Source organism: Prosthecobacter fluviatilis (assembly GCF_055388355.1).
On record NZ_AP043782.1, the window covers coordinates 1,770,258 to 1,788,883 of the forward strand.

An 18,626-nucleotide genomic window follows, 5' to 3' on the forward strand; every position below is an offset into this window, starting at 1 on the left:
ACTCCGATCCGGCATCTGCCCGTTGACCTCAGCTCTCGCGGATCTTCCCGGCCAGCGTATCCAGCGTGCGTTTGAAGTCGTTGGACCCGTTGACGAGGTTCGAGACGACCTTGCACGCATGGATGACGGTGCCGTGGTCGCGGCCACCGAATTCATCACCGATCTGCACCAGCGGAAGCTTGGTCAGGGTGCGCGTCAGATACATGGCCACCTGGCGGGCTTCGGCGATGTTTTTCGGACGTCGAGGGCCGGTGAGGTCGCTCACCCGCAGATCGTAATGCGTGGCGATGATCCGCTGGATGCGGTCCACGGTCACGGTCTTTGACGGATCTTCATCGATCACATCATGAAGCATGGTCGCCAGCGCGGACTCCGTGGGGACGGTGCCTTCGAGGGAGACGTGGGCTGCCACACGCATGAGCGCGCCTTCCAGCTTGCGCACGTTCACACGGATGCGCTGCGCCATGAAGTCGAGGATCCATGGGTCGAGAGAGACATTGAAGTCGCTCTGCTTGCGGCGCAGGATCGCGATGCGGGTTTCAAAGTCCGGCACCTGGATCTGCGTGGCAAGGCCCCATTCAAAGCGCGAGACCAGACGGCTTTCGAGATTTTTGATCTCGCTCGGCGGGCGGTCGCTGGCGAGGACGATCTGCTTCGCGTTGTTGAAAAGTTCGTTGAAGGTGTGGAAGAACTCCTCCTGCGTGCTGTCCTTGCCTTCGAAGAATTGCACATCGTCGATGAGCAGCACATCCACCTTGCGGTATTTCTGGCGGAACTGGCTGAAGGTCTGGCGCTTGATGGCGTCCACGAACTCGTTGGTGAACTGCTCGGAGGTGACGTAGCGCACATTGGCACGTGGTTTGCGAGCCAGCACTTCCTGGCCGATGGCCTGCAGGAGATGAGTCTTGCCAAGGCCGGTGGCGCCGTGGAAAAACAGAGGATTGTAAATGCGGCCCGGCTTTTCAGCCACCGCCTTGGCAACAGCCACGGAGTAGCTGCTGTTGGGGCCGATGACGTAGCTGTCGAAGTTGAACTTGGCGTTCAGACCCGCTTCGCTGAAGAAACGGATCGGAGCCTGGTCGGCTGCATTGACGCGCGCCGCCTTGAGTTCCGGCATGGGCGCATATGAAACAGGCGCCGGTTCCGTGGCCACATGGAATTCGATGACCGCAGCTTTCCCAGTGACCTCGGCCACCGCGTCGGCCACCGCCACCGTGTGATTGCTCTCGATCCAGAGCTGATGGATCGGGTTGGGCACAGTGATGATGAACCTGCCATCATCCGCAAGGCGGCCGGAGGTGCCGCTGAAGCAACGCTGAAAATTGTCACCCCCAAGGCGTTTCACCAGAACTTCGCACACATGATCCCAGACTGTGGGCACAGGTGTGAACAGTTCCGTGGTTGCATGGGAAGCCGAGCCGTTGAGGGAAGTGTGATTCGAGTTTTCATCGTTACGCGCCATGATGATTTTTCTTGGGAAATGAGGTCGGATTAGGTTGGGAGGAGATGTCTGTAGAAGTTTCAATGGGAGGAATCAGGAGGCCATTGAAGTTCTTTTAAAATGACGATGCTTTGTATGACGAAACCGACACACGAAACAAGCTCTTCTTCGATATATTTTTTGAAGTTTTCATTCCGATAAACAAAACATTCAAAATTTATTTGCATCGAATTGTGAAGATCCCCTCCAAGTGGAGTGAACAAGCTGTGAACAGCCTGCGAATAGATGTGTGCAACCAAAACCGGCACGCTAATTGCGCATATCACCTCATCCGGGGAAAAATTTTCCCCGGTCCGTCGGCACCGGCATCAGTGATCCCGCTTCACATGCTCACCCAGCAGGTCGCGGCCAAAGTCGCCGTCAAAGCTGCGCCACACACTGTGCACATGATTGGCGTCGTTCTGGGTGTTGTCATACTCCAGCAGGAAGGTCTTGCCCTGCACGCGGTAGTAATGCGGCTCACCACGCTCCTTGCCACCAGCCCAGGCAAAGTAGATCGGGCCGCTGTTTTTGAACTCAGCACGCGCAGCTTCGGCGATTTCAGGACGCAGCCTCTCGATATACTCTGAGATCAGGCGCGTCAGCATGCCCTTCTGGGCTTCGTTGAGTTCAGAATCTGGCAGCCCTGCCGGAGCCAGCGGGCTTACTTTGTGCTCGGCGGCGGTGATCATCTCCTTCGGGGCTTCCGTGGCGACAAAGGCGGTCTTGAACTGCTCGGGAGTCAGCGACTTGACCAGCTCGCGGCCCAGCTCTTCCTCGACGCCGAGCACGCGCAGCCCGGTAAGCGGTCCCTGGCGGATTTCACCCGGATTGGTTCCCATGAAAGAAGGCGTGGCACGCAGCATCTGACCGTCTTTGATGGTGAAATTCAACGAAAGGTGATGCCCTTCGACACGCCAGCCCCATGCACCCTTGTCGGCGGGTTCGCCAAAGATGGACACAAAGTACTTTTCAGGATCACGCTTCTCACGGACCGCCGCACGCTTGGATGATTCATCCGCCCCCTCCATCTGGTAGAGCACCTCTTCGAGGCTCATGATCGTCACCGCCTTGGCAGTCCCTCTGAAACTCAGTCCGGTGCTCAGCAGCGCATGGGCCAGCAGTCTCTGCTGCGGCGTCATTTCCTTGAGCGGTAGTCCTTTGCGTTCACGCGGAATAAAGTGCCAGTTTTCACGCTCCTCAGCTGCAAACTCAAAGCAGGCCTTCGCCTTTTGCTCTGGATTCAGCGCCGCCAGAAACACCTTGGCGATGGCGGACATCTGCGTTCCCGCATCATGCGCTCCAGCCGTGCGCGGAGTGAAACCTGACATGGCAAGACAGATGCCGAGAAACGGGACGGATAAACGCTGGGCGAGGTGCATAAGGGTGGTGTGAGTCGTCGATATTGGATGGCAGGGCAAGTCGAACGCTCATTCCTGCGGTGGTTTGTCATTCATTGTCATCAATTTTCATGTTGTGAACGCCGAGACATTGACACTTTCCTGCGTGAGGTTGTAGTCTGAGAATTATCGCAAAATACCTATTTCACGCACCACCCGCCAAGCCGATCCGAATTCATGTACTCCAATGAAGCATACCTCCTCGAACAGCTCCTGGAAACCGGCCAGTTGTCCGAGCGTGACATCCAGCAGGCAAAGACAGGTCTGAAACCTGGAGAGAGCGTCGTCGCAGTTTTGGTCAAATCGGGCGCAGTCTCGGATGAGCAGATCGCACGCACCGTAGCCGTCAGCTCCGGCATGGAGTACGTTGATTTGAACGGCTTCGAAGCCCATCCCAGCCTGAAGTCCCTTGTTCCGCTGGACGTGGCGCAGAAATACAAAATCGCGCCTCTGGGAATGAACGGGAGCACCCTCCAGGTCGCGGTGGCAGATCCTTTCGACTTCGAGACACTCGATGCCCTGCCGCACGTGCTGCAGCCGGACATTGAGTACTACTGCTCCACCCCGGCTTTGATCAAGACGGTGCAGTCCAACATCTATGGCAATGACGCCATCCTCGGCATCACCACCAAGGGCGGAGATCCCTCCACCTCTTCTGACGCAGACGCCCCGGTCATCAAGCTGGTGCAGAACCTCCTGATGGAGGCCTTCAAGCAGAAGGCTTCAGACATTCATGTGGAGCCGCTGGAAAAGGACATCCGCATCCGCTACCGCATGGATGGTGTCCTCGTGGACGTGGAGCATCATCCCAAGCGCCTGCACTCGGCGATCATCGGGCGCCTCAAGATCATGACGGGCTCCATGCAGCTGGATGAAAAGCGCATCCCGCAGGACGGCCGTATCCAGATGCATTTCAACGACAAGGAGATCGACATGCGTGTCTCGATCATCCCCACCAACAACGGTGAAAGCGTCGTCATGCGTGTTCTCGACAAGAGCAGCCTCAAGCTTGGCCTCGTGGACCTGGGCTTCCTCAGCGATGACCAGGCCGCCTTCGAGCAGCTCATCACACTGCCGGACGGCATCATTCTCGTCACCGGCCCCACCGGTTCCGGCAAAACGACCACCCTCTACGCCTGCCTCAACTACATCAACCGACCGGACCGCAAGATCATCACCGTTGAGGACCCGGTCGAATACGAACTCGCCGGCATCAACCAGGTGATGGTGAAGGAGGACGTGGGCATGACTTTCGCCGCCGCACTCCGCGCCATGCTGCGTCAGGCGCCCAACATCATCATGCTGGGGGAAATTCGTGACCTTGAGACCGCCTCCATCGCCATCCAGGCATCGCTCACAGGTCACCTTGTTTTCAGTACGCTCCACACCAACGACGCCCCCAGCGCCGTCGCCCGTCTCACAGACATCGGCGTGAAGCCCTTCCTCACCGCCTCCGCAGTGCGTGCCATCGAGGCGCAGCGCCTCGTCCGCAAGCTCTGCCCGGACTGCAAGCAGCCCGGCAAGCTCTCCTCCCACGAGCTGCGCTCCCTCGGCCTCGAAGCCGCCCAGATGGCGGAGTCCACCATCATGAGCTCCGTCGGCTGCTCCAAATGCCGCCAGCGCGGCTTCCGCGGCCGTATGTCCATCGTCGAGATCTTCAAGATCGATGACGAGGTGCGCGGCATGATCAACCAGCAGCTCACCACTCCCCAGCTTCGCAAACGTGCTCGCGAACTGGGCATGCGCACCCTGCGCGAAGACGGCATCCGCAAGGTGCTCTCCGGCCTCACAACCGCCGAGGAAGTGATCGAGGCCACCATGGCAGACGCAGACTGATCTTCACTCCCCGACTTACCAAACGAACTTCATTTCTTACAGACGACTATGACTCCCCATAATGTGGTAGAGATGCTCAAAGGCCGGGGCGTGATCGACAAAGGTCTCGCCTACGACATCGAGCAGGATTCCGTGCAAAACGGCAAAGACATTGTCCAGGTGCTGCTCTCCTACGGCATTTACACCAACGAAGATGAATTCTGGGCTCAGGTGGCGGATGAACTCGGAGCCGATCACTTCGATCTCGACAATTTTGAGCCGCCCCCCTCCGTGGTGGCCTTGATCCCGGCCGGCATGGCGCGTCTCTACGGCGCCTTCCCCATCACCCTCGACGCCCAGGGACTCCATGTGGCATTTACCGACCCGCTCAACCCTCAGCTGGTGGAAGATCTGCGCTTCGGGCTCGAAAAAACCATCGTGCCCGTGGTCGCACGCCGCAGCCAGGTGCTGACTTTGATCGAGAAATACTACGGTGCGGGCGCTCCCAGCATCGAGGAAATCTTCGGCCAGATGGGCAAGGCAGGCAAAGAGGGCGTCACGGCCGAGGCCGAGGCAAACTCCGCCCCCATCGTCAAATTCGTCGACCTGGTGATGCAGCAGGCCATCAAGGAACGGGCCAGCGACATTCACTTCGAGCCCTTCGAGCGCGAGTTCAAAATCCGCTACCGCGTGGACGGTGCGCTCTATGAAATGGCGCCGCCGCCCATTCATCTGGCCACCTCGATCATCTCTCGTATCAAGGTCATGGCGAACATGAACATCGCCGAGCGCCGCATCCCGCAGGACGGACGCATCATGACCAACGTCGGCGGCAAGCCGGTGGACATGCGTGTCAACTCCCTGCCTACTCAGCACGGCGAGTCCGTGGTGCTGCGCGTTCTTGACCGCTCCTCGATCAACATTGAACTCGAAGCCCTGGGCATGCAGCCCTTCCTCCAGGACTACATCGTCGAGACCATCCACAAGCCCAACGGCATCTTCATCGTCACCGGCCCCACCGGAGCCGGCAAGACCACCACGCTCTACGCCTGCCTGCGCCGCATCAACACCATCGACTGCAAGCTGCTCACCGCCGAAGATCCGGTGGAGTATGAGCTCGACGGCGTCATGCAGGTGCCGATCAACGAGTCTGTCGGCCTCACCTTCGCCAAGGCCCTGCGTTCCTTCCTCCGTCAGGATCCGGACCGCATCATGGTGGGAGAAATGCGCGACCTTGAAACCGCCCAGATCGCCATCCAGGCCTCCCTCACCGGACACTTGGTGCTCAGCACCCTGCACACCAACGACTCTGCCGGAGCCGTCACACGCTTGGTGGACATGGGCGTGGAGCCCTTCCTCGTCTCCGCCACCCTCGAAGGCGTCCTCGCCCAGCGCCTTCTGCGCACCATCTGCAAGAGCTGCCGTGCGCCTTACGAGCCCAGCCTCCACATCCTCAATCAGCTCGGCCTCACACCGTCGGACCTCGGCGGAAAACACTTCTACACCGGCTCCGGCTGCTCAGTCTGTGGCAACAGCGGCTACAAAGGCCGAAAGGGCCTCTACGAGCTGCTCGATGTCACCGACCCCATCCGTGAACTCATCACTGGCCGCGCCCCCTCCATCGTGCTGAAGCAGAAGGCCATTGAGCTCGGCATGGTCACCCTCCGTGAAGACGGGCTGCGCAGCATCTACGATGGCGCCACCACCATCGAAGAAGTCCTGAAATACACCTGATGCACGCCCCTCAGGCCGGCGCGGCAGTCCTGTGCCCCACTGTACATTATTTGATGGACAGAACACCCGCCGTCCCGGTATTCTAAAATTACTCTGAACTAACGCCAACGCCGCCACGACAAGCCCCTATGCCCACGTTTCATTACATCGCCCTGGATCAGAACGGACAGGAAACCGCCGGAGATCTTGACGCTGCCTCCGAGGCAGATGCCATCAATCAACTGCGCCAGTCCGGCCTTTATCCGACCAGCGTCGCGGCGGAAGGTCAGGGTCAGGCGGCAGCCATCAAGAAACGCGTCAAATCGACCTCCAAAGGCAAGACAAAGTCCGTCAAAATCGGCGCGAATGCCAAGGTGAAGAGCAAGAGCCTGATGATTTTCACCCGTCAGCTCGCCACCCTCATCGACTCCGGCCTGCCCCTCCTGCGCGGCCTCACCGTGTTGGGCCGTCAGGAGCCCAATCCGATCATGAAGGCGACCATCAACACTTTGGCGGACAACGTGCAGACCGGCAGCACCTTCTCTGAAAGCCTTCAGCAGTACCCTCGCATTTTCAACAAGCTCTACATCAACATGGTGAAGGCTGGCGAGCTCGGTGGTGTGCTCGAGCTCGTGCTCAACCGCCTTGCTGAATACCAGGAAAAGGCCCAGAAGCTCAAAAACAAGATCGTCGCCGCGATGGTTTACCCCATCATCGTGATGTGCATCGCCGCAGCCATCATGGTCTTCCTCATGATGGTCATCGTCCCCCGCTTCGAAGTCATCTTTGAAGACATGCTCGGCAGCAAGGACAAGCTGCCGGAGCTCACCAAGTGGGTCATCGGCTTCAGCCGCAACATGTTCGAATACAAGTGGATCCTCCTTGGCGGTATTGTCGGCACCGTCGCAGGCTGGCGCGTGCTCGCCTCCACCAAAGGCGGCCGTCGCTGGATCGACCGCACCAAGCTCAAGCTGCCTCTCTTCGGCGATGTGCAGCGCAAGACCGCCATCTCCCGTTTCACCCGCACCCTCGGCACCCTGGTGACCTCCGGCGTCCCGATTCTGCAGGCCCTCAACATCACCCGCGACACCGCAGGCAACACCATCGTTTCAGACGCCATCACCAAGGTGCATGACGCTGTGAAGGAAGGTGAGTCCATGGTCGCCCCCCTGGAGTCCAGCGGCGTGTTCCCCCCCATGGTGATCTCCATGGTGGACGTGGGCGAAGAAACCGGCCAGCTCCCGGAGATGCTCCTCAAGATCGCAGACGTTTATGAAGACGAAGTGGACAACTCCGTCTCCGCGCTCACCTCCATGCTTGAGCCGCTCATGATCGTTGTGCTCGCCCTCGTCGTCGGCGTCATCGTCATGGCCCTCTTCCTCCCGCTCATCGACGTGATCAAAAACCTCAGCGGCGGCGCTGGCGGCTAAGGCCAGGCCTGCCCCCGCCCCCGACAACCCCAACCACTCTTGAAGCCATGAAAACAACTCGCTTCGCCTCGCATTCACGTACACGCGCCTTCACCCTGGTGGAGATGCTCATCGTTGTCACCATCATCTCATTGCTCGCAGCCTTGACCCTGGGTGGCTACACCTATGCCATGCGCTCTTCAAAACGGCGCGTCACCACGGGCACGTTTGAGGCCATCAAGCTTGCCCTTGAACGTTACAACACGGAATTCGGCGAGTATCCGCAGCCTGCGGGCAGCAATCAGATGGTGGCATTCCCTCCTGGCGTGGCCACTTACGACACCTCCGGAGCCGCATGCCTCTACCAGGCCCTCACAGGTGACGGATATGACCAGATCAAAGGCGTCACAGGAGCCTCCTCCAGCGCTGCCGGTGGCAGCGCGGGCGGCTCGTCCGATGGAAAAGTGGAAGGCGCAGCCGAAATCAAAAACAAGATGTTCGTCGAAATTCCCCAGACCATCTTCACCCGGAAAGGCGCCACCTACATCCTCATCGACGGATTCGGCCACCCCTTCCAGTACCTGAAAGCCGCAGCGCCAACCGTCGCCACTGGTGCCAGCAATACCAGCAACAATAACACCACCACCCCGACCACCATCAATTCCACCTATGACCTCTGGTCATATTCTGAAGACGAGCAGAACACCACCAAGCAGAGCATCAGCACCCTCACGGACCCCACGGTGTCCGTCAAGTGGATCAAAAATTGGTAAGGGCTGCTCCAGCATCCTCTGAACACGACATTGGCTGCATGTCATCGGGCAAAGTTTGACGGAGTATGCCCATAGGTCTTGCCATAGCCTCCATTCTTGCACTGTTCATCAGCTTCTGGGCTTTGAACATCGCACGCGACCCAAGTGTCTGGCGGCTTTGGTGGATGGACCTGCTGGGCGTGCTTGATGTGGACTCCAACCGCGAGCAGCGGCGCAGCCAGGAGCGGCAGATGTCCTTCATCTGCTTCATCCTCTTCCTTCTCCTGCTCGCCACCGGGCTCAGTGGTGCCTTCTGGACGGTTGACATCGTGCGAGACCACAAGCGTGACAAAACCCGCTTCGAACGCGACGAGGAAAGCTCCAACCGCGAGATCGAAAAGGTGAAAAGCCAGCCCCAGAGAATCACCCGCTGAGCGGCTGGGCAGCCTCAGGCGGGGCTGGATTTTGGTTTGCACGCGGCCCTCATCGCAGCGATGAACCCTCATACCCCTCCAACCCCGACTCCATGAACCGCCAGGAAAACCTCGAAGCCCTCTTTCGCAACGGCAAGACCGTCATTCTCCCCATTGACCACGGTTGCGCCATTCCCGTGCCCGGTCTGGAAAACCCCTTCCAGCTCATCGATGACGTCAATGAGTTCGTCGACGGCTACGTCATGAACCTCGGTGTGGCTCTCCGTGCCGCCGACAGCCTTGCAGGCAAGGGCATCATCCTGCGCACAGACATTTACAATACCCGCACCACGGGCGAAGGCGCTGGCAGCATCGGCGTCTTTGGCGTCGAAGAAGCGGAAATGGTTGGCGCCAACGCCGTCATGAACATGCTCTACCCTGGTTCCGCCTACGAAAAGGCCAACTTCCAGGAATGCGCAGACCTCATCCGTCTCAGCCTGGACACAGACATCCCAGTCATTCTTGAGTCCCTGCCTTACGCCCTCGGTGCCCCTGAAAAATACACGGTGGAAAATGTCAGCTTCGCCGTCCGCCTTGCCGCAGAGCTCGGCTCTGACGTCGTCAAGACCCCCTACCCCACCAACGGCACTGTCGAAGACTTCCGCCGCATCGTGGGGCAGAGCTTTGTGCCCGTCATCATCCTCGGCGGCGCCGCCATGGGAGACGACGCCGGCCTCCTCAAGATGGTGGAAGATGCCATGGACGCCGGAGCCGCAGGCATCGCCATCGGCCGCAACGTCTGGCAGCACAAAAACCCCGCCGCCATCGCCCGCAGCCTTGCCGCCATCGTGCACGAAGACGCCTCCGCGCTCGAAGCCCTGGCCCTGCTGAAAGAACCAGTGCGCTGAGGCAGTTTCGTCTCCCCCCGCCATGAAACGACTGCTTCTTGCCGCCAGCCTGCTCGCCGCCTCTTCTCTCCACGCACAGCAGCTTCAATCTTTTGACATCAAGGCCGACGACTGGGCTGAAGGCGAGCCGCCCAAGGACGTTTTCGTCGTTGATGGCACCATCAAGATCGCCGCACGCGATGGCAACAAGGCCATCGTGGTGGACCCCAACCCGGTCACCGATGCCAGCGCCCAGCTCGCCATCTCCGCCAGTGGCAATGCCAGCATCGAGGCCCGCGTTCTGGCCATCAAGCGCGGCCGCAGCACCCCACGCTTCGGTGTCAGCGTGCATGGCATGAGCGGCCACCGGCTCATGGTCAATCCAGCCAAAAAATCCCTCGACCTGGTCAAAGGCACCGAGACACTGGCCTCCGTCCCATTTGCCTGGACCAGCGAAGCCTGGGTCAGGATCAAACTCGAAGCCAAAAAAGCAGAAGGAGATGCCTGGACCATCACAGGCAAAGCCTGGCCTGCCGATGCCGCCGAACCCGCAGAGCCACTCATAAAGCACCCTGAAAAGAACCTCAAAGGCCAGGGCAAATGCGCCATCTGGGCCACTCCCTTTTCAGGCGAGCCCGTGTTCTTTGACGACATCAAAATCAGCGTCGAAGCAGCCACCGCCGCTCCTTAAGGCGCAGGCGGAGGCTTCACCGTGATGCTCGCAGGCAGGGCTGCCGTGGCCTCCTTGCCGCTCAGCGTTTCAAACCGGGTCAGCTTCGCAAACATGAACCCGACAAAAACGCTCGCATTCATCTCGATGGGGATGCGCAGCTCGTCGTCAGACACCCAGATGGTCGCCGTTTTCATTTTTTTGTAGGCGCTCAGGGCCAGCGTGGTGCGGTCTATTTTCCGGATCTTCAGCCCCAGCTTGATGCAGGGCCTCTTCTGCCCGCCGTACGTGATGCTCTCACGCCCCTGCACCTCAAACGTCGTCAGATAGGGCGTGTCCCACGGCTGCACCACCCGGGTGATCTTCTGCCCGTCCTTCAGCTCCTGGCTGCGCACATACAGGATCACCGAGAGGATGTCATCCATCGGACCAAAGGGACACACCGCCGTTGACGTGCCCGGCGTCCCCTTCACCGGCCGCACCTCGGTCTCTGTGATGACCCTCTGCCGCTCAAACGACACCCGGTAGCGGCACGTCTCTGCGCTGTCTGTCTCCTGGTGCTGCAGGTAGTGCGCCCGCAGATCTCCCCGGTGCATGATGGAGGTCATCTCACAGTCATACTTCCACAGCGCACGCGCCAGCCCGGTGCTCGCCGCCCCCGCATCAGCGCGCCAGAAATTTCCAGCCTCACGCACGGTCAGCGTGGCCTGGCCCGCCGTCATCACATGGCTCCAGCCCACATCAAAGGTCAGCTTGCAGGGCGGCACCTTGCGCTGTGTTCCGGCAGTGCCGGGCGTGAGTTCCTTGACCCACTCAGGTGTCTGGCCGCAGGTCGCGGAATGGCTCAATACACCGAAAAGAAAGAGCATCAGGTGGCGCATGCCCCCATTATTCCCCCGATTTTCCCTTTTGCCAGCCTGTGTCTTTTCCGCCACAGTCCCCCTCATATGCACGATCCCCGTATTGACGCCCTCTCCCGCCAGCTCGTCCGCTACTCCACCAAGGTCAAAAAAGGCGACCTCGTCTGGATCGACCTCTTCGACGTGCCCAACACCGTGGGCCAGAGCCTCATCCGCGAAGTCGTCGCCGCAGGCGGCATGCCCATGGTCCGTATCAATGACGCCGTCATCACCCGCGAGCAGATGATCCACGCCAGCGCAAAGCAGTACGACATCATCGCCGAAAACAACCTCGCGCTGATGAAGCAGACGGACTGCTACATCGCCGTGCGCGGCAGCCACAACATCACCGAGGCCGCAGACGTCCCTGCCGAGCAGATGAAGATGGTCATGGCCAAGCTCCGCCCCGTGCAGAACGAGCGTGTGAACAACAGCCGCTGGGTCGTCCTCCGCTGGCCCACCGCCTCCATGGCCCAGCAGGCTGGCATGAGCACCCAGGCCTTTGAAGACTTCTTCTTCCGCGTCTGCCTGCTCGACTACGCCGCCCTGATCCCTGCCATGAACGCTTTGAAAAAGCTCATGGACAAGGCCAGGGACGTCCACATCACCGGCCCGGGCACCGACCTCCGCTTCAGCCTCAAGGGTCTCAAAGGCATCGTCTGCGGCGGCGGCCACAACATCCCCGACGGCGAAGTCTTCTCCGCCCCGGTGAAAGACAGCGTCGAAGGCGTCATCAGCTACAATGCTCCCACCATCTACCAGGGCATCGCCTTTGACAGCGTGAAGCTCGAGTTCAGCAAAGGCAAAATCGTCAACGCCACCGCCAACAACACCGCCGCCATCAACAAGATCCTCGACAGCGACGAAGGCGCCCGCTACATCGGCGAATTCGCCATCGGCTTCAATCGTGAGATCAAAGAGCCCATGCGCGACATCCTCTTCGACGAAAAGATCGCCGGCAGCTTCCACTTCACCCCCGGCCAGGCCTACGAAGGCGTCGCCGACAACGGCAACCGCAGCCAGGTGCACTGGGATCTCGTCAACATCCAGCGCCCCGAATACGGTGGCGGCGAAATCCGCTTCGACGGCAAGCTCATCCGCAAGGACGGCAAATTCGTCGTGCCTGAGCTCAAGCCGCTGAACTACTAAAGTTGCCCAGTTGCGCCGCAACTGGTCTGAAGACACTCCAGTAGCAGCTCAACTGGCCTGCATGATCGGCGGCTGAAAGTTCAGCAGCTCGATCTCCACCGCATGCTTCCTGTCCGGCAGCAGCTCCACCAGGCTGATGCTGCCGTACTCGATGTTAAAGTGCGCCAGGTGCGCCAGCGGCACCTCCAGCAGCAGCGCCAGGATCACGCGGATGATCCCGCCGTGGCAGTACACCGCCACCTTCCCGTGCGGATGCGCATGAATGATCTGCAGCATGCTCTCGCGCACGCGCGCCTTCAGGCTTTCGATGTTCTCGCCATTCGGCAGGCCGTTGCTCTCGATGATCTCCAGCCAGTCAAAGGCGCTCATCCCAAACTTCGTCTGCACCTCGTCCCAGCGGTTTCCCGTCCAGTCGCCAAAGTCCATCTCTCGCAGCCCAGTCAGGATCTGCGGCTCCAGCCCGCGCTGTGCGGCCAGCGGCGCCAGCGTCTGCTGCACGCGCAGCATCGGGCTGGCATACAGCGCGTCCAGCTTCGTGTCCTTCAGCCACTCCGCCGCCGCCTCCCCCATCTTCAGGCCGCGCGGAGACAGCGCCATGTCGATTCGCGATCCACCAAACACCTTGTGGTACTTCTCCTCCACCTCTCCGTGGCGGATGAGGTAGATCTGCATGGGATGACCGGGGAGATGAGATTTCACGGCTGGAATAAAGTGAGTGGAGTGAAAAGACAGAAGGCAGCGCCTTCACGCTGCCTTCCGATGGAGTTGATGAAGACGCTGAGGCTTAGACCGTGCCAAAGATCGTCTTGCCCGTGCTCAGCAGGTCGTCACAGGCTTCCTTCATGCGGTCGCAGAGGCCCTGCTCGCCCTTCTTGAGGTAGCTGCGGGGGTCATAGGCTTTCTTGTCGCCCACTTCGCCGTCGATCTTGAGCACGCCGTCGTAGTTCTTCATCATGTGGCCCACGATCGGGCGCGTGAAGGCATACTGGGTGTCGGTGTCGATGTTCATCTTGATGACGCCGTAGCCCAGCGTCTCGCGGATTTCTTCCAGCGGAGTACCGGAGCCGCCGTGGAAGACCAGGTCCATCTCGGCTGCCGCGCCGTACTTGGCGGTCACTGCGGCCTGGCCGTCGCGCAGGATGGTGGGCTTCAGCTTCACCGCGCCGGGCTTGTAGGCGCCGTGCACGTTGCCAAAGGTCGCGGCAAACATGAAGCGGCCGATGCCGTTGAGCGTCTCATACACCGTCAGCATGTCTTCAGGGGTGGTGTACAGCTTGTCATTGGCCACACCGGAGGTGTCATGGCCGTCTTCCTCGCCGCCGACCACGCCGGCTTCGATTTCGAGGATGATGTCCAGCTCGGCACACTGCTGCAGCAGTTCCTTGGACACACGCATGTTTTCTTCCAGCGGCAGCTCGGAGCCGTCAAACATGTGGGAGTTGAAGAGGTTGCCCTTGCCAGCCTCGCGGCGTGCCTTGGTGGCGGCCAGGAGAGGCTTCAGGAACTTCTCCACATTCTTCGGATGGCAGTGGTCCGTGTGCAGGGCCACCAGGATGTCATAGCGGGCGGCCAGGATGTGCACAGCCTCGGCCAGAACGATGGCACCGAGGGCCATGTCCTTCACGGAAGTGCCAGAGGCGAACTCGCCGCCCCCCGTGGAGACCTGGATAATGCCGTCAGACTTGGACTCCGCAAAAGCCTTCAGCGCGCCGTTGATCGTGGGCAGGGAGGTGACGTTGATGGCGGGATAGGCATATCCACCCTTCTGGGCGGCATCAATCATGGCACGGTACTGGGCGGGTGTGGCTACGGGCATCTTAGGGGGTGTGTTTGGGTGTTGAGTCCCCGAGGGAAGCAAGAAACGGGCCGGGTGCAAGAAGCGCTTCGTATTCAGCAGGCATGAACAAACCTCTCATTGCACCTATGGCCCCTTGAGGCTGAGATTCGCCGAGTGTCTCCATGACACCCCAAACCGCAGGCGCTGGCTCCGCACCGCATCATTCTGCCCGCACTCGTCTGTTGACGCCAGACTATTAAGGTCTTTTAACTAGCAGCATTCTTTTCCCTCGCAATGCCGCCCATGGAATCCTTCATTTCTCCCGGCCTGCAGTATGGCCTCGAACACAGCACCCTGACCTGCTGGATCATCTGCGGCATCCTCGCGCTTTTCTCAGTCACCAGCTGGGCGGTGATCTTGAGCAAGCACTTCCTGCTCTCCCGGGTGCACAAGGCAAACCTGTCCTTTCTGCGCGAATATCGTGAGAGCAACCACGCCTTGGAGCTCTACCAGCAGCGCGAGCCCCATGAGTTCTCCTCCTTTTATCACATCTACCATGCGGCATGCCGTGAGATGTCATGGTACCTGCTGGGCGAGGATGAACCCGGCACGACGTTCGCCGCCCGGCTGCAAGGCGCAGGCCGCATCACCCCCTCCCAGATGAGCGCCGTGCAGGTGGCGATGGAGCGCAGCGTGGCGGAGGCGGCTCTGCGGCTCGAAGCCCGCATGGGCTGGGTGGCCACCACCCTGAGCAGTGCCCCCTTTCTCGGCCTCCTGGGCACCGTCTGGGGCATCCTCGACACCTTCAGCACCCTGACATCCGCAGGCAGCACGGCCACTCTCGCCACCCTGGCGCCCGGCATCACCACGGCGCTCGTCACCACCGTGCTGGGCCTCCTCGTCGCCATCCCCAGCATGGTCTGCTACAATGCCCTGGTAAACCGCATCCGCGGCATGGTGGTGCGGCTCGACAACTTCGCCAGTGAGCTCAACGCCGGCTTTGACCGCACCTTTGTCGATCATCGCTTCAGCAACGAAGCCCTCCCCAGCATGAGCGCACTCGGCAGCCCTTCCATGCCCGCCTTTGCAGGCACCAGCTCCTCTCCCCTGCCCTCGCCAAAGCACGCCGTCCACGCCCGCGCATGAACCGCCACTCCAACAGGCATCAGCTCCGCCTCATCACCGAGATCAGCATCACCCCTTTGATGGATCTGGTGCTGGTGCTGCTGTTTGTGTTTCTGCTGGCAGCCCCCTTGCTCAAGGCTGACAAGGCCATGCTCGACGCCGTAGCGCCTCCTCCACCCGCACCAGCCGGCACCCCGCCCCCTGGCGAGATGATGACCCTGCTGGTGAACAGCGATCAGTCCGTCACACTCAACGGCGCGATGCTGGCTCGCGCAGACCTGCCCGTTTCCCTCAAACAGCTCGCCCAGAGCAAACCCGGCATCGGCATTGAAGTGCGCATGCACCGCGACCTCCCAGTCCAGCAGCTGGTGGAAACGATGCAGCTGCTCGAGGCTGCGGGCATTCAAAAAACTGCCGTCACGACCCATGCTGACGCCCCCTGACAGAAGATGAACCGTAAACGTCCCACGACGCTGGAGCCGATCTCAGCAGCGGTGTTTGTCATCGTTTCGCTGCATCTGGGGGCAGTGTTTGGCATCTGGTGGTGGTGGCAGAATGTCGGCAGCCTCCAGCGGGATGCCAAAGCCCCGCAGCTTGCATGGATGCACCCCGCAGATTTTAAGTCGCAGGTGCCGCCCCCTTCCTCAAAGCCCCAGCCCAAATCAGCAGCCGCAGCTCCACCCAAAGCAAGCCAGGAGCCCCCGGCCACACCTCCCAAGCCAGCCACGGAGGCTCCGGTGCAAAAAGCCACTCTCATCGCCGCCCCACCTCAGCAGCACCAGATGGAGCCGGTGCCCAACCCCGCCAGCGCCCCCCTGTTTGCCGGCGGAGCCGCCCCCGCAAACAAGCCCTCTGCCAACCGCAGCATCACGCTGCGCAGGGCCCAGGAAAAGCGCGCCACCCCCACCATGTTCGGTGCACCTGTTCCACCAATGACCAGTCCCACGCTGATGGACATCGCCCGGCTCAATGCCCTGCGTCCCTCGGCGCTGCCCGCGCCCAACACCCAGCCGTCAGCCACGGTGGAGCCGGACCTCGACGTCATCGATGAAGCGGTCAATGCCGCCTTCCTCTCCAGCTGGACCGCCCCCCCCATCGAAAACGTGCCTGAGGGCCAGCGTGAAGGGCGCCTGAACATCTCCATCGGAAAAGACGGCACCGTCCTGAAAGCGCAGATGAGCAAGTTTTCAGGCTCTCACGTGCTGGACCAGTCCATCCTCGAGGCAGCCGCAAAAGTGAAAAAAATTTCCACAACCCTGCCTTCTAATTACTCCAAAGACAGCTACGATCTGGAACTGAATTTTCTTCTGCTGCCCTGACCCCCGCATGAACGCCCGCGCGCTGCTCCTCACACTCACCCTCGTCGTATGCCACGGCACGCGGGCGGACGCAGGCGTCATGGACAAGCTTCGCGGCCTCCTCGGCCTGGGCTCAGGCAAGGGCAAAACCGAAGAGGCCAGGAAAGTCATGCCTCGCATCCGTGTCGGCTCATTTTCCGGCGGCACCGGCTCCAGCGCCCGGCAGACTCTGCATAAGGAGTTGCTCGACTCACGTGAGTTTTTTGTCGCAGGCGATGACGAAAAGGCCGATTTTACCGTCGAAGGCACTTCCGTCGGCGGACGCGTCACTGGCAAGCTGCGTGATGCCAAAGGCAAAGATCTTTTTCAGCGCAGCTACGCAGCACCAGGACTGGACGAAAATCTCAAGGCCCTCACCGACGACATCATCTACACCATCACCGGCCGCCCTGGACTGGCCACCAGCCGCATCGTCTTTGTGAGCGATGTGAGCGGCAAGCGCCAGATCTACATTTGCGACGCCGAAGGCGGCGAAGTGCACCAGGTCACACATGACAAACATGCGGCGGTATCCCCCTCCCTTTCGCCCGATTCCTCGATGATCGCCTTCACCAGCTATCGCAGTGGATTTCCCATCATCCGTCTGCTGGATGTGAATGTGGGCTGGGAACGCGGCGTGACAGACACCCCCGGCAGCAGCTTTGGCTCGGCCTTTTCCCCTGATGGCACCCACCTTGCCGCAGTGATGAGCTTCATCGGCAATCCCGAAATTTTCGTCAGCGACCTCAACACGAACACCGCTGCCTGTGTGAGTGATTCCGTCGGCGCCCCCTCCAGCCCCTCCTGGCATCCAGATGGTCGGGAGCTGGTCTTTTCCAGCGACGACGGCGACGGCCCAAAGCTGTACATTGTCGAAGTGCCGCAGAAAGAAGGCGCTTCTTCGCGTCTGTTCCGCTGGCGCACCGGCTACCACTTCTGCACAGATCCCGAATGGTCGCCCGACGGCCGTCACATCGCCTTCACGACACGCACCAGCGGTGAATGGGCCGTGGCCGTCAAACCCTACCCAAATGGCCGGGTCCATGTCGTGCAGGCAGGTGGCGCAGAGCACCCCTCATGGAGCCCCAACGGACATTTCATCACCTACGTTCAGCATGGCGAGCTCTTTGTCCATGATCTCCGCAGCGGCAACCGTCGTTCCATTCTGCGCGGTTACGGCCGCATTACCGAACCGCGCTGGATGCGCTGAGCCATGACGATGAATGCCGCACCGCCAACGATGCCCCGCCTAGCCGCCAATTTTTTGAGCCCCCTGGCACTCTGCCTCCTGCTGGCCTCTTGCAGCAGCATCCCGATGCCGTCGTTTTTGCACGACCCCTCGTCCGAAGCCGTCGTCTATGCCCTGGGGCCCAGGGATGGCTACACCTCCCCGTTGAGTGACAGCCTGAAGCCCGCCTGCCCCGCCCTGGTTTTTGAGCATCCTGACTTTCAGCTCACTTCTGCGCATCAGCAGGCCCTGAGCCGCCTGGCGCAGGAAATGGCAAAGAACAAAAAAGCCCGCCTGCTGGTTGCGGGGTACACACCGCCGAATCTGCCGCCTGACCATGCCCGCTCCCTCTCTGAACGCCGGGCCCTTGCTGTGCGGCAGCGTTTGATCGAACTCGGCCTCGAGGCTGCAAGCATACAAACCGTGGGTTTTGGAAACGACTTCTCCCCCAGCGGTCCGGCCTCGAATGTGGTGGTCATTTACACCCAGGGCTAAACCTCGCATGGGAGCCGGCATGGGCTGGTAAAATCAGCTGTTGGGACTCGTCGCAAGATCGACGTTTTGCGCTCGTT

General features: G+C 60.5%; 18 protein-coding genes. 13 read left to right on the top strand and 5 right to left on the bottom strand.

Annotated elements, in window-relative coordinates; genetic code table 11:
- Positions 1-28 precede the first annotated feature (28 nt).
- Together dnaA and ACZ5WW_RS06860 are read right to left on the bottom strand one after the other, a co-directional pair.
- Positions 29-1,462: a chromosomal replication initiator protein DnaA gene (gene dnaA / locus ACZ5WW_RS06855; RefSeq protein WP_377170717.1), complete on the bottom strand. Its 1,434-nt coding sequence runs from the start codon at positions 1,460-1,462 to the stop codon at positions 29-31.
- Between the two features lie 347 nt (positions 1,463-1,809).
- The gene (locus ACZ5WW_RS06860) at positions 1,810-2,811 is read right to left on the bottom strand and encodes a DUF3500 domain-containing protein (RefSeq protein WP_377170715.1); all 1,002 of its coding nucleotides are present in this window, start codon (positions 2,809-2,811) and stop codon (positions 1,810-1,812) included.
- Positions 2,812-3,057: 246 nt separating this feature from the next.
- Between ACZ5WW_RS06860 and ACZ5WW_RS06865 the strand changes: the two genes are divergently transcribed.
- The 7 genes from ACZ5WW_RS06865 to ACZ5WW_RS06895 all read left to right on the top strand — a co-directional run bounded on the left by ACZ5WW_RS06865 (position 3,058) and on the right by ACZ5WW_RS06895 (position 10,560).
- Entirely contained in the window at positions 3,058-4,716 is a 1,659-nt protein-coding gene (locus tag ACZ5WW_RS06865) for a GspE/PulE family protein (protein ID WP_377170713.1), read from the top strand.
- Positions 4,717-4,764: 48 nt separating this feature from the next.
- A complete protein-coding gene (locus ACZ5WW_RS06870; RefSeq protein ID WP_377170711.1) occupies positions 4,765-6,429 on the top strand; it encodes a GspE/PulE family protein in 1,665 nt (554 codons plus the stop codon).
- 128 nt (positions 6,430-6,557) lie between these two features.
- Positions 6,558-7,838: a type II secretion system F family protein gene (locus tag ACZ5WW_RS06875; RefSeq protein WP_377170709.1), complete on the top strand. Its 1,281-nt coding sequence runs from the start codon at positions 6,558-6,560 to the stop codon at positions 7,836-7,838.
- A 47-nt stretch (positions 7,839-7,885) separates the two neighbouring features.
- Positions 7,886-8,590: a type II secretion system protein gene (locus tag ACZ5WW_RS06880; protein ID WP_377170706.1), complete on the top strand. Its 705-nt coding sequence runs from the start codon at positions 7,886-7,888 to the stop codon at positions 8,588-8,590.
- Between the two features lie 65 nt (positions 8,591-8,655).
- Positions 8,656-9,003 carry a hypothetical protein gene (locus tag ACZ5WW_RS06885; RefSeq protein WP_377170704.1) on the top strand — a complete coding sequence of 116 codons (348 nt, stop codon included), beginning with the start codon at positions 8,656-8,658 and terminating at the stop codon, positions 9,001-9,003.
- A 92-nt stretch (positions 9,004-9,095) separates the two neighbouring features.
- Entirely contained in the window at positions 9,096-9,890 is a 795-nt protein-coding gene (locus ACZ5WW_RS06890; RefSeq protein ID WP_377170702.1) for a class I fructose-bisphosphate aldolase, read from the top strand.
- 22 nt (positions 9,891-9,912) lie between these two features.
- On the top strand, positions 9,913-10,560 hold the full coding sequence (locus tag ACZ5WW_RS06895; RefSeq protein WP_377170700.1) for a hypothetical protein: 648 nt from the start codon (positions 9,913-9,915) through the stop codon (positions 10,558-10,560).
- Here ACZ5WW_RS06895 and ACZ5WW_RS06900 read toward each other — a convergent pair.
- Entirely contained in the window at positions 10,557-11,408 is an 852-nt protein-coding gene (locus tag ACZ5WW_RS06900; RefSeq protein WP_464694222.1) for a DUF3108 domain-containing protein, read from the bottom strand. The genes ACZ5WW_RS06895 and ACZ5WW_RS06900 overlap by 4 nt on opposite strands.
- Before the next feature lie 78 nt (positions 11,409-11,486).
- Here ACZ5WW_RS06900 and ACZ5WW_RS06905 point away from each other — a divergent pair, with 78 nt between their 5' ends.
- Positions 11,487-12,587, top strand: a complete 1,101-nt coding sequence (locus ACZ5WW_RS06905; RefSeq protein WP_377170696.1) for an aminopeptidase — start codon at positions 11,487-11,489, stop codon at positions 12,585-12,587.
- 48 nt (positions 12,588-12,635) lie between these two features.
- On the opposite strand, the gene ACZ5WW_RS06910 is transcribed toward ACZ5WW_RS06905, so the two are convergent.
- Positions 12,636-13,286, bottom strand: coding sequence for a histidine phosphatase family protein (locus ACZ5WW_RS06910; protein ID WP_377170694.1), 651 nt, complete (start codon positions 13,284-13,286; stop codon positions 12,636-12,638).
- 85 nt (positions 13,287-13,371) lie between these two features.
- The gene (gene fbaA / locus ACZ5WW_RS06915; protein ID WP_377170691.1) at positions 13,372-14,403 is read right to left on the bottom strand and encodes a class II fructose-bisphosphate aldolase; all 1,032 of its coding nucleotides are present in this window, start codon (positions 14,401-14,403) and stop codon (positions 13,372-13,374) included.
- Positions 14,404-14,667: 264 nt separating this feature from the next.
- Between fbaA and ACZ5WW_RS06920 the strand changes: the two genes are divergently transcribed.
- From ACZ5WW_RS06920 to ACZ5WW_RS06940, 5 genes are read left to right on the top strand one after another with little or no spacing between them, the layout of a single operon-like run.
- Positions 14,668-15,510 (top strand): MotA/TolQ/ExbB proton channel family protein, encoded by an 843-nt coding sequence (locus ACZ5WW_RS06920; RefSeq protein ID WP_377170689.1) that lies wholly within the window; start codon positions 14,668-14,670, stop codon positions 15,508-15,510.
- Entirely contained in the window at positions 15,507-15,932 is a 426-nt protein-coding gene (locus ACZ5WW_RS06925; RefSeq protein WP_377170687.1) for an ExbD/TolR family protein, read from the top strand. Before ACZ5WW_RS06920 ends, ACZ5WW_RS06925 begins: the two co-directional genes overlap by 4 nt.
- A gap of 6 nt (positions 15,933-15,938) precedes the next feature.
- On the top strand, positions 15,939-16,808 hold the full coding sequence (locus tag ACZ5WW_RS06930) for a TonB C-terminal domain-containing protein (RefSeq protein ID WP_377170685.1): 870 nt from the start codon (positions 15,939-15,941) through the stop codon (positions 16,806-16,808).
- Between the two features lie 7 nt (positions 16,809-16,815).
- Positions 16,816-18,036, top strand: coding sequence for a hypothetical protein (locus tag ACZ5WW_RS06935; RefSeq protein WP_377170682.1), 1,221 nt, complete (start codon positions 16,816-16,818; stop codon positions 18,034-18,036).
- A 30-nt stretch (positions 18,037-18,066) separates the two neighbouring features.
- Positions 18,067-18,549: an OmpA family protein gene (locus tag ACZ5WW_RS06940; RefSeq protein ID WP_377170680.1), complete on the top strand. Its 483-nt coding sequence runs from the start codon at positions 18,067-18,069 to the stop codon at positions 18,547-18,549.
- Positions 18,550-18,626: the final 77 nt, after the last annotated feature.

Coding starts and splice junctions, on each gene's coding strand:
- ACZ5WW_RS06900 (WP_464694222.1), bottom strand. CDS start 11,408: ATGCTCTTTCTTTTCGGTGTATTGAGCCATTCCGCGACCTGCGGCCAG.
- ACZ5WW_RS06890 (WP_377170702.1), top strand. CDS start 9,096: ATGAACCGCCAGGAAAACCTCGAAGCCCTCTTTCGCAACGGCAAGACC.
- fbaA (WP_377170691.1), bottom strand. CDS start 14,403: ATGCCCGTAGCCACACCCGCCCAGTACCGTGCCATGATTGATGCCGCC.
- ACZ5WW_RS06905 (WP_377170696.1), top strand. CDS start 11,487: ATGCACGATCCCCGTATTGACGCCCTCTCCCGCCAGCTCGTCCGCTAC.
- ACZ5WW_RS06880 (WP_377170706.1), top strand. CDS start 7,886: ATGAAAACAACTCGCTTCGCCTCGCATTCACGTACACGCGCCTTCACC.
- ACZ5WW_RS06875 (WP_377170709.1), top strand. CDS start 6,558: ATGCCCACGTTTCATTACATCGCCCTGGATCAGAACGGACAGGAAACC.
- ACZ5WW_RS06865 (WP_377170713.1), top strand. CDS start 3,058: ATGTACTCCAATGAAGCATACCTCCTCGAACAGCTCCTGGAAACCGGC.
- ACZ5WW_RS06895 (WP_377170700.1), top strand. CDS start 9,913: ATGAAACGACTGCTTCTTGCCGCCAGCCTGCTCGCCGCCTCTTCTCTC.
- ACZ5WW_RS06925 (WP_377170687.1), top strand. CDS start 15,507: ATGAACCGCCACTCCAACAGGCATCAGCTCCGCCTCATCACCGAGATC.
- ACZ5WW_RS06920 (WP_377170689.1), top strand. CDS start 14,668: ATGGAATCCTTCATTTCTCCCGGCCTGCAGTATGGCCTCGAACACAGC.
- dnaA (WP_377170717.1), bottom strand. CDS start 1,462: ATGGCGCGTAACGATGAAAACTCGAATCACACTTCCCTCAACGGCTCG.
- ACZ5WW_RS06885 (WP_377170704.1), top strand. CDS start 8,656: ATGCCCATAGGTCTTGCCATAGCCTCCATTCTTGCACTGTTCATCAGC.
- ACZ5WW_RS06930 (WP_377170685.1), top strand. CDS start 15,939: ATGAACCGTAAACGTCCCACGACGCTGGAGCCGATCTCAGCAGCGGTG.
- ACZ5WW_RS06860 (WP_377170715.1), bottom strand. CDS start 2,811: ATGTCAGGTTTCACTCCGCGCACGGCTGGAGCGCATGATGCGGGAACG.
- ACZ5WW_RS06940 (WP_377170680.1), top strand. CDS start 18,067: ATGCCCCGCCTAGCCGCCAATTTTTTGAGCCCCCTGGCACTCTGCCTC.
- ACZ5WW_RS06935 (WP_377170682.1), top strand. CDS start 16,816: ATGAACGCCCGCGCGCTGCTCCTCACACTCACCCTCGTCGTATGCCAC.
- ACZ5WW_RS06870 (WP_377170711.1), top strand. CDS start 4,765: ATGACTCCCCATAATGTGGTAGAGATGCTCAAAGGCCGGGGCGTGATC.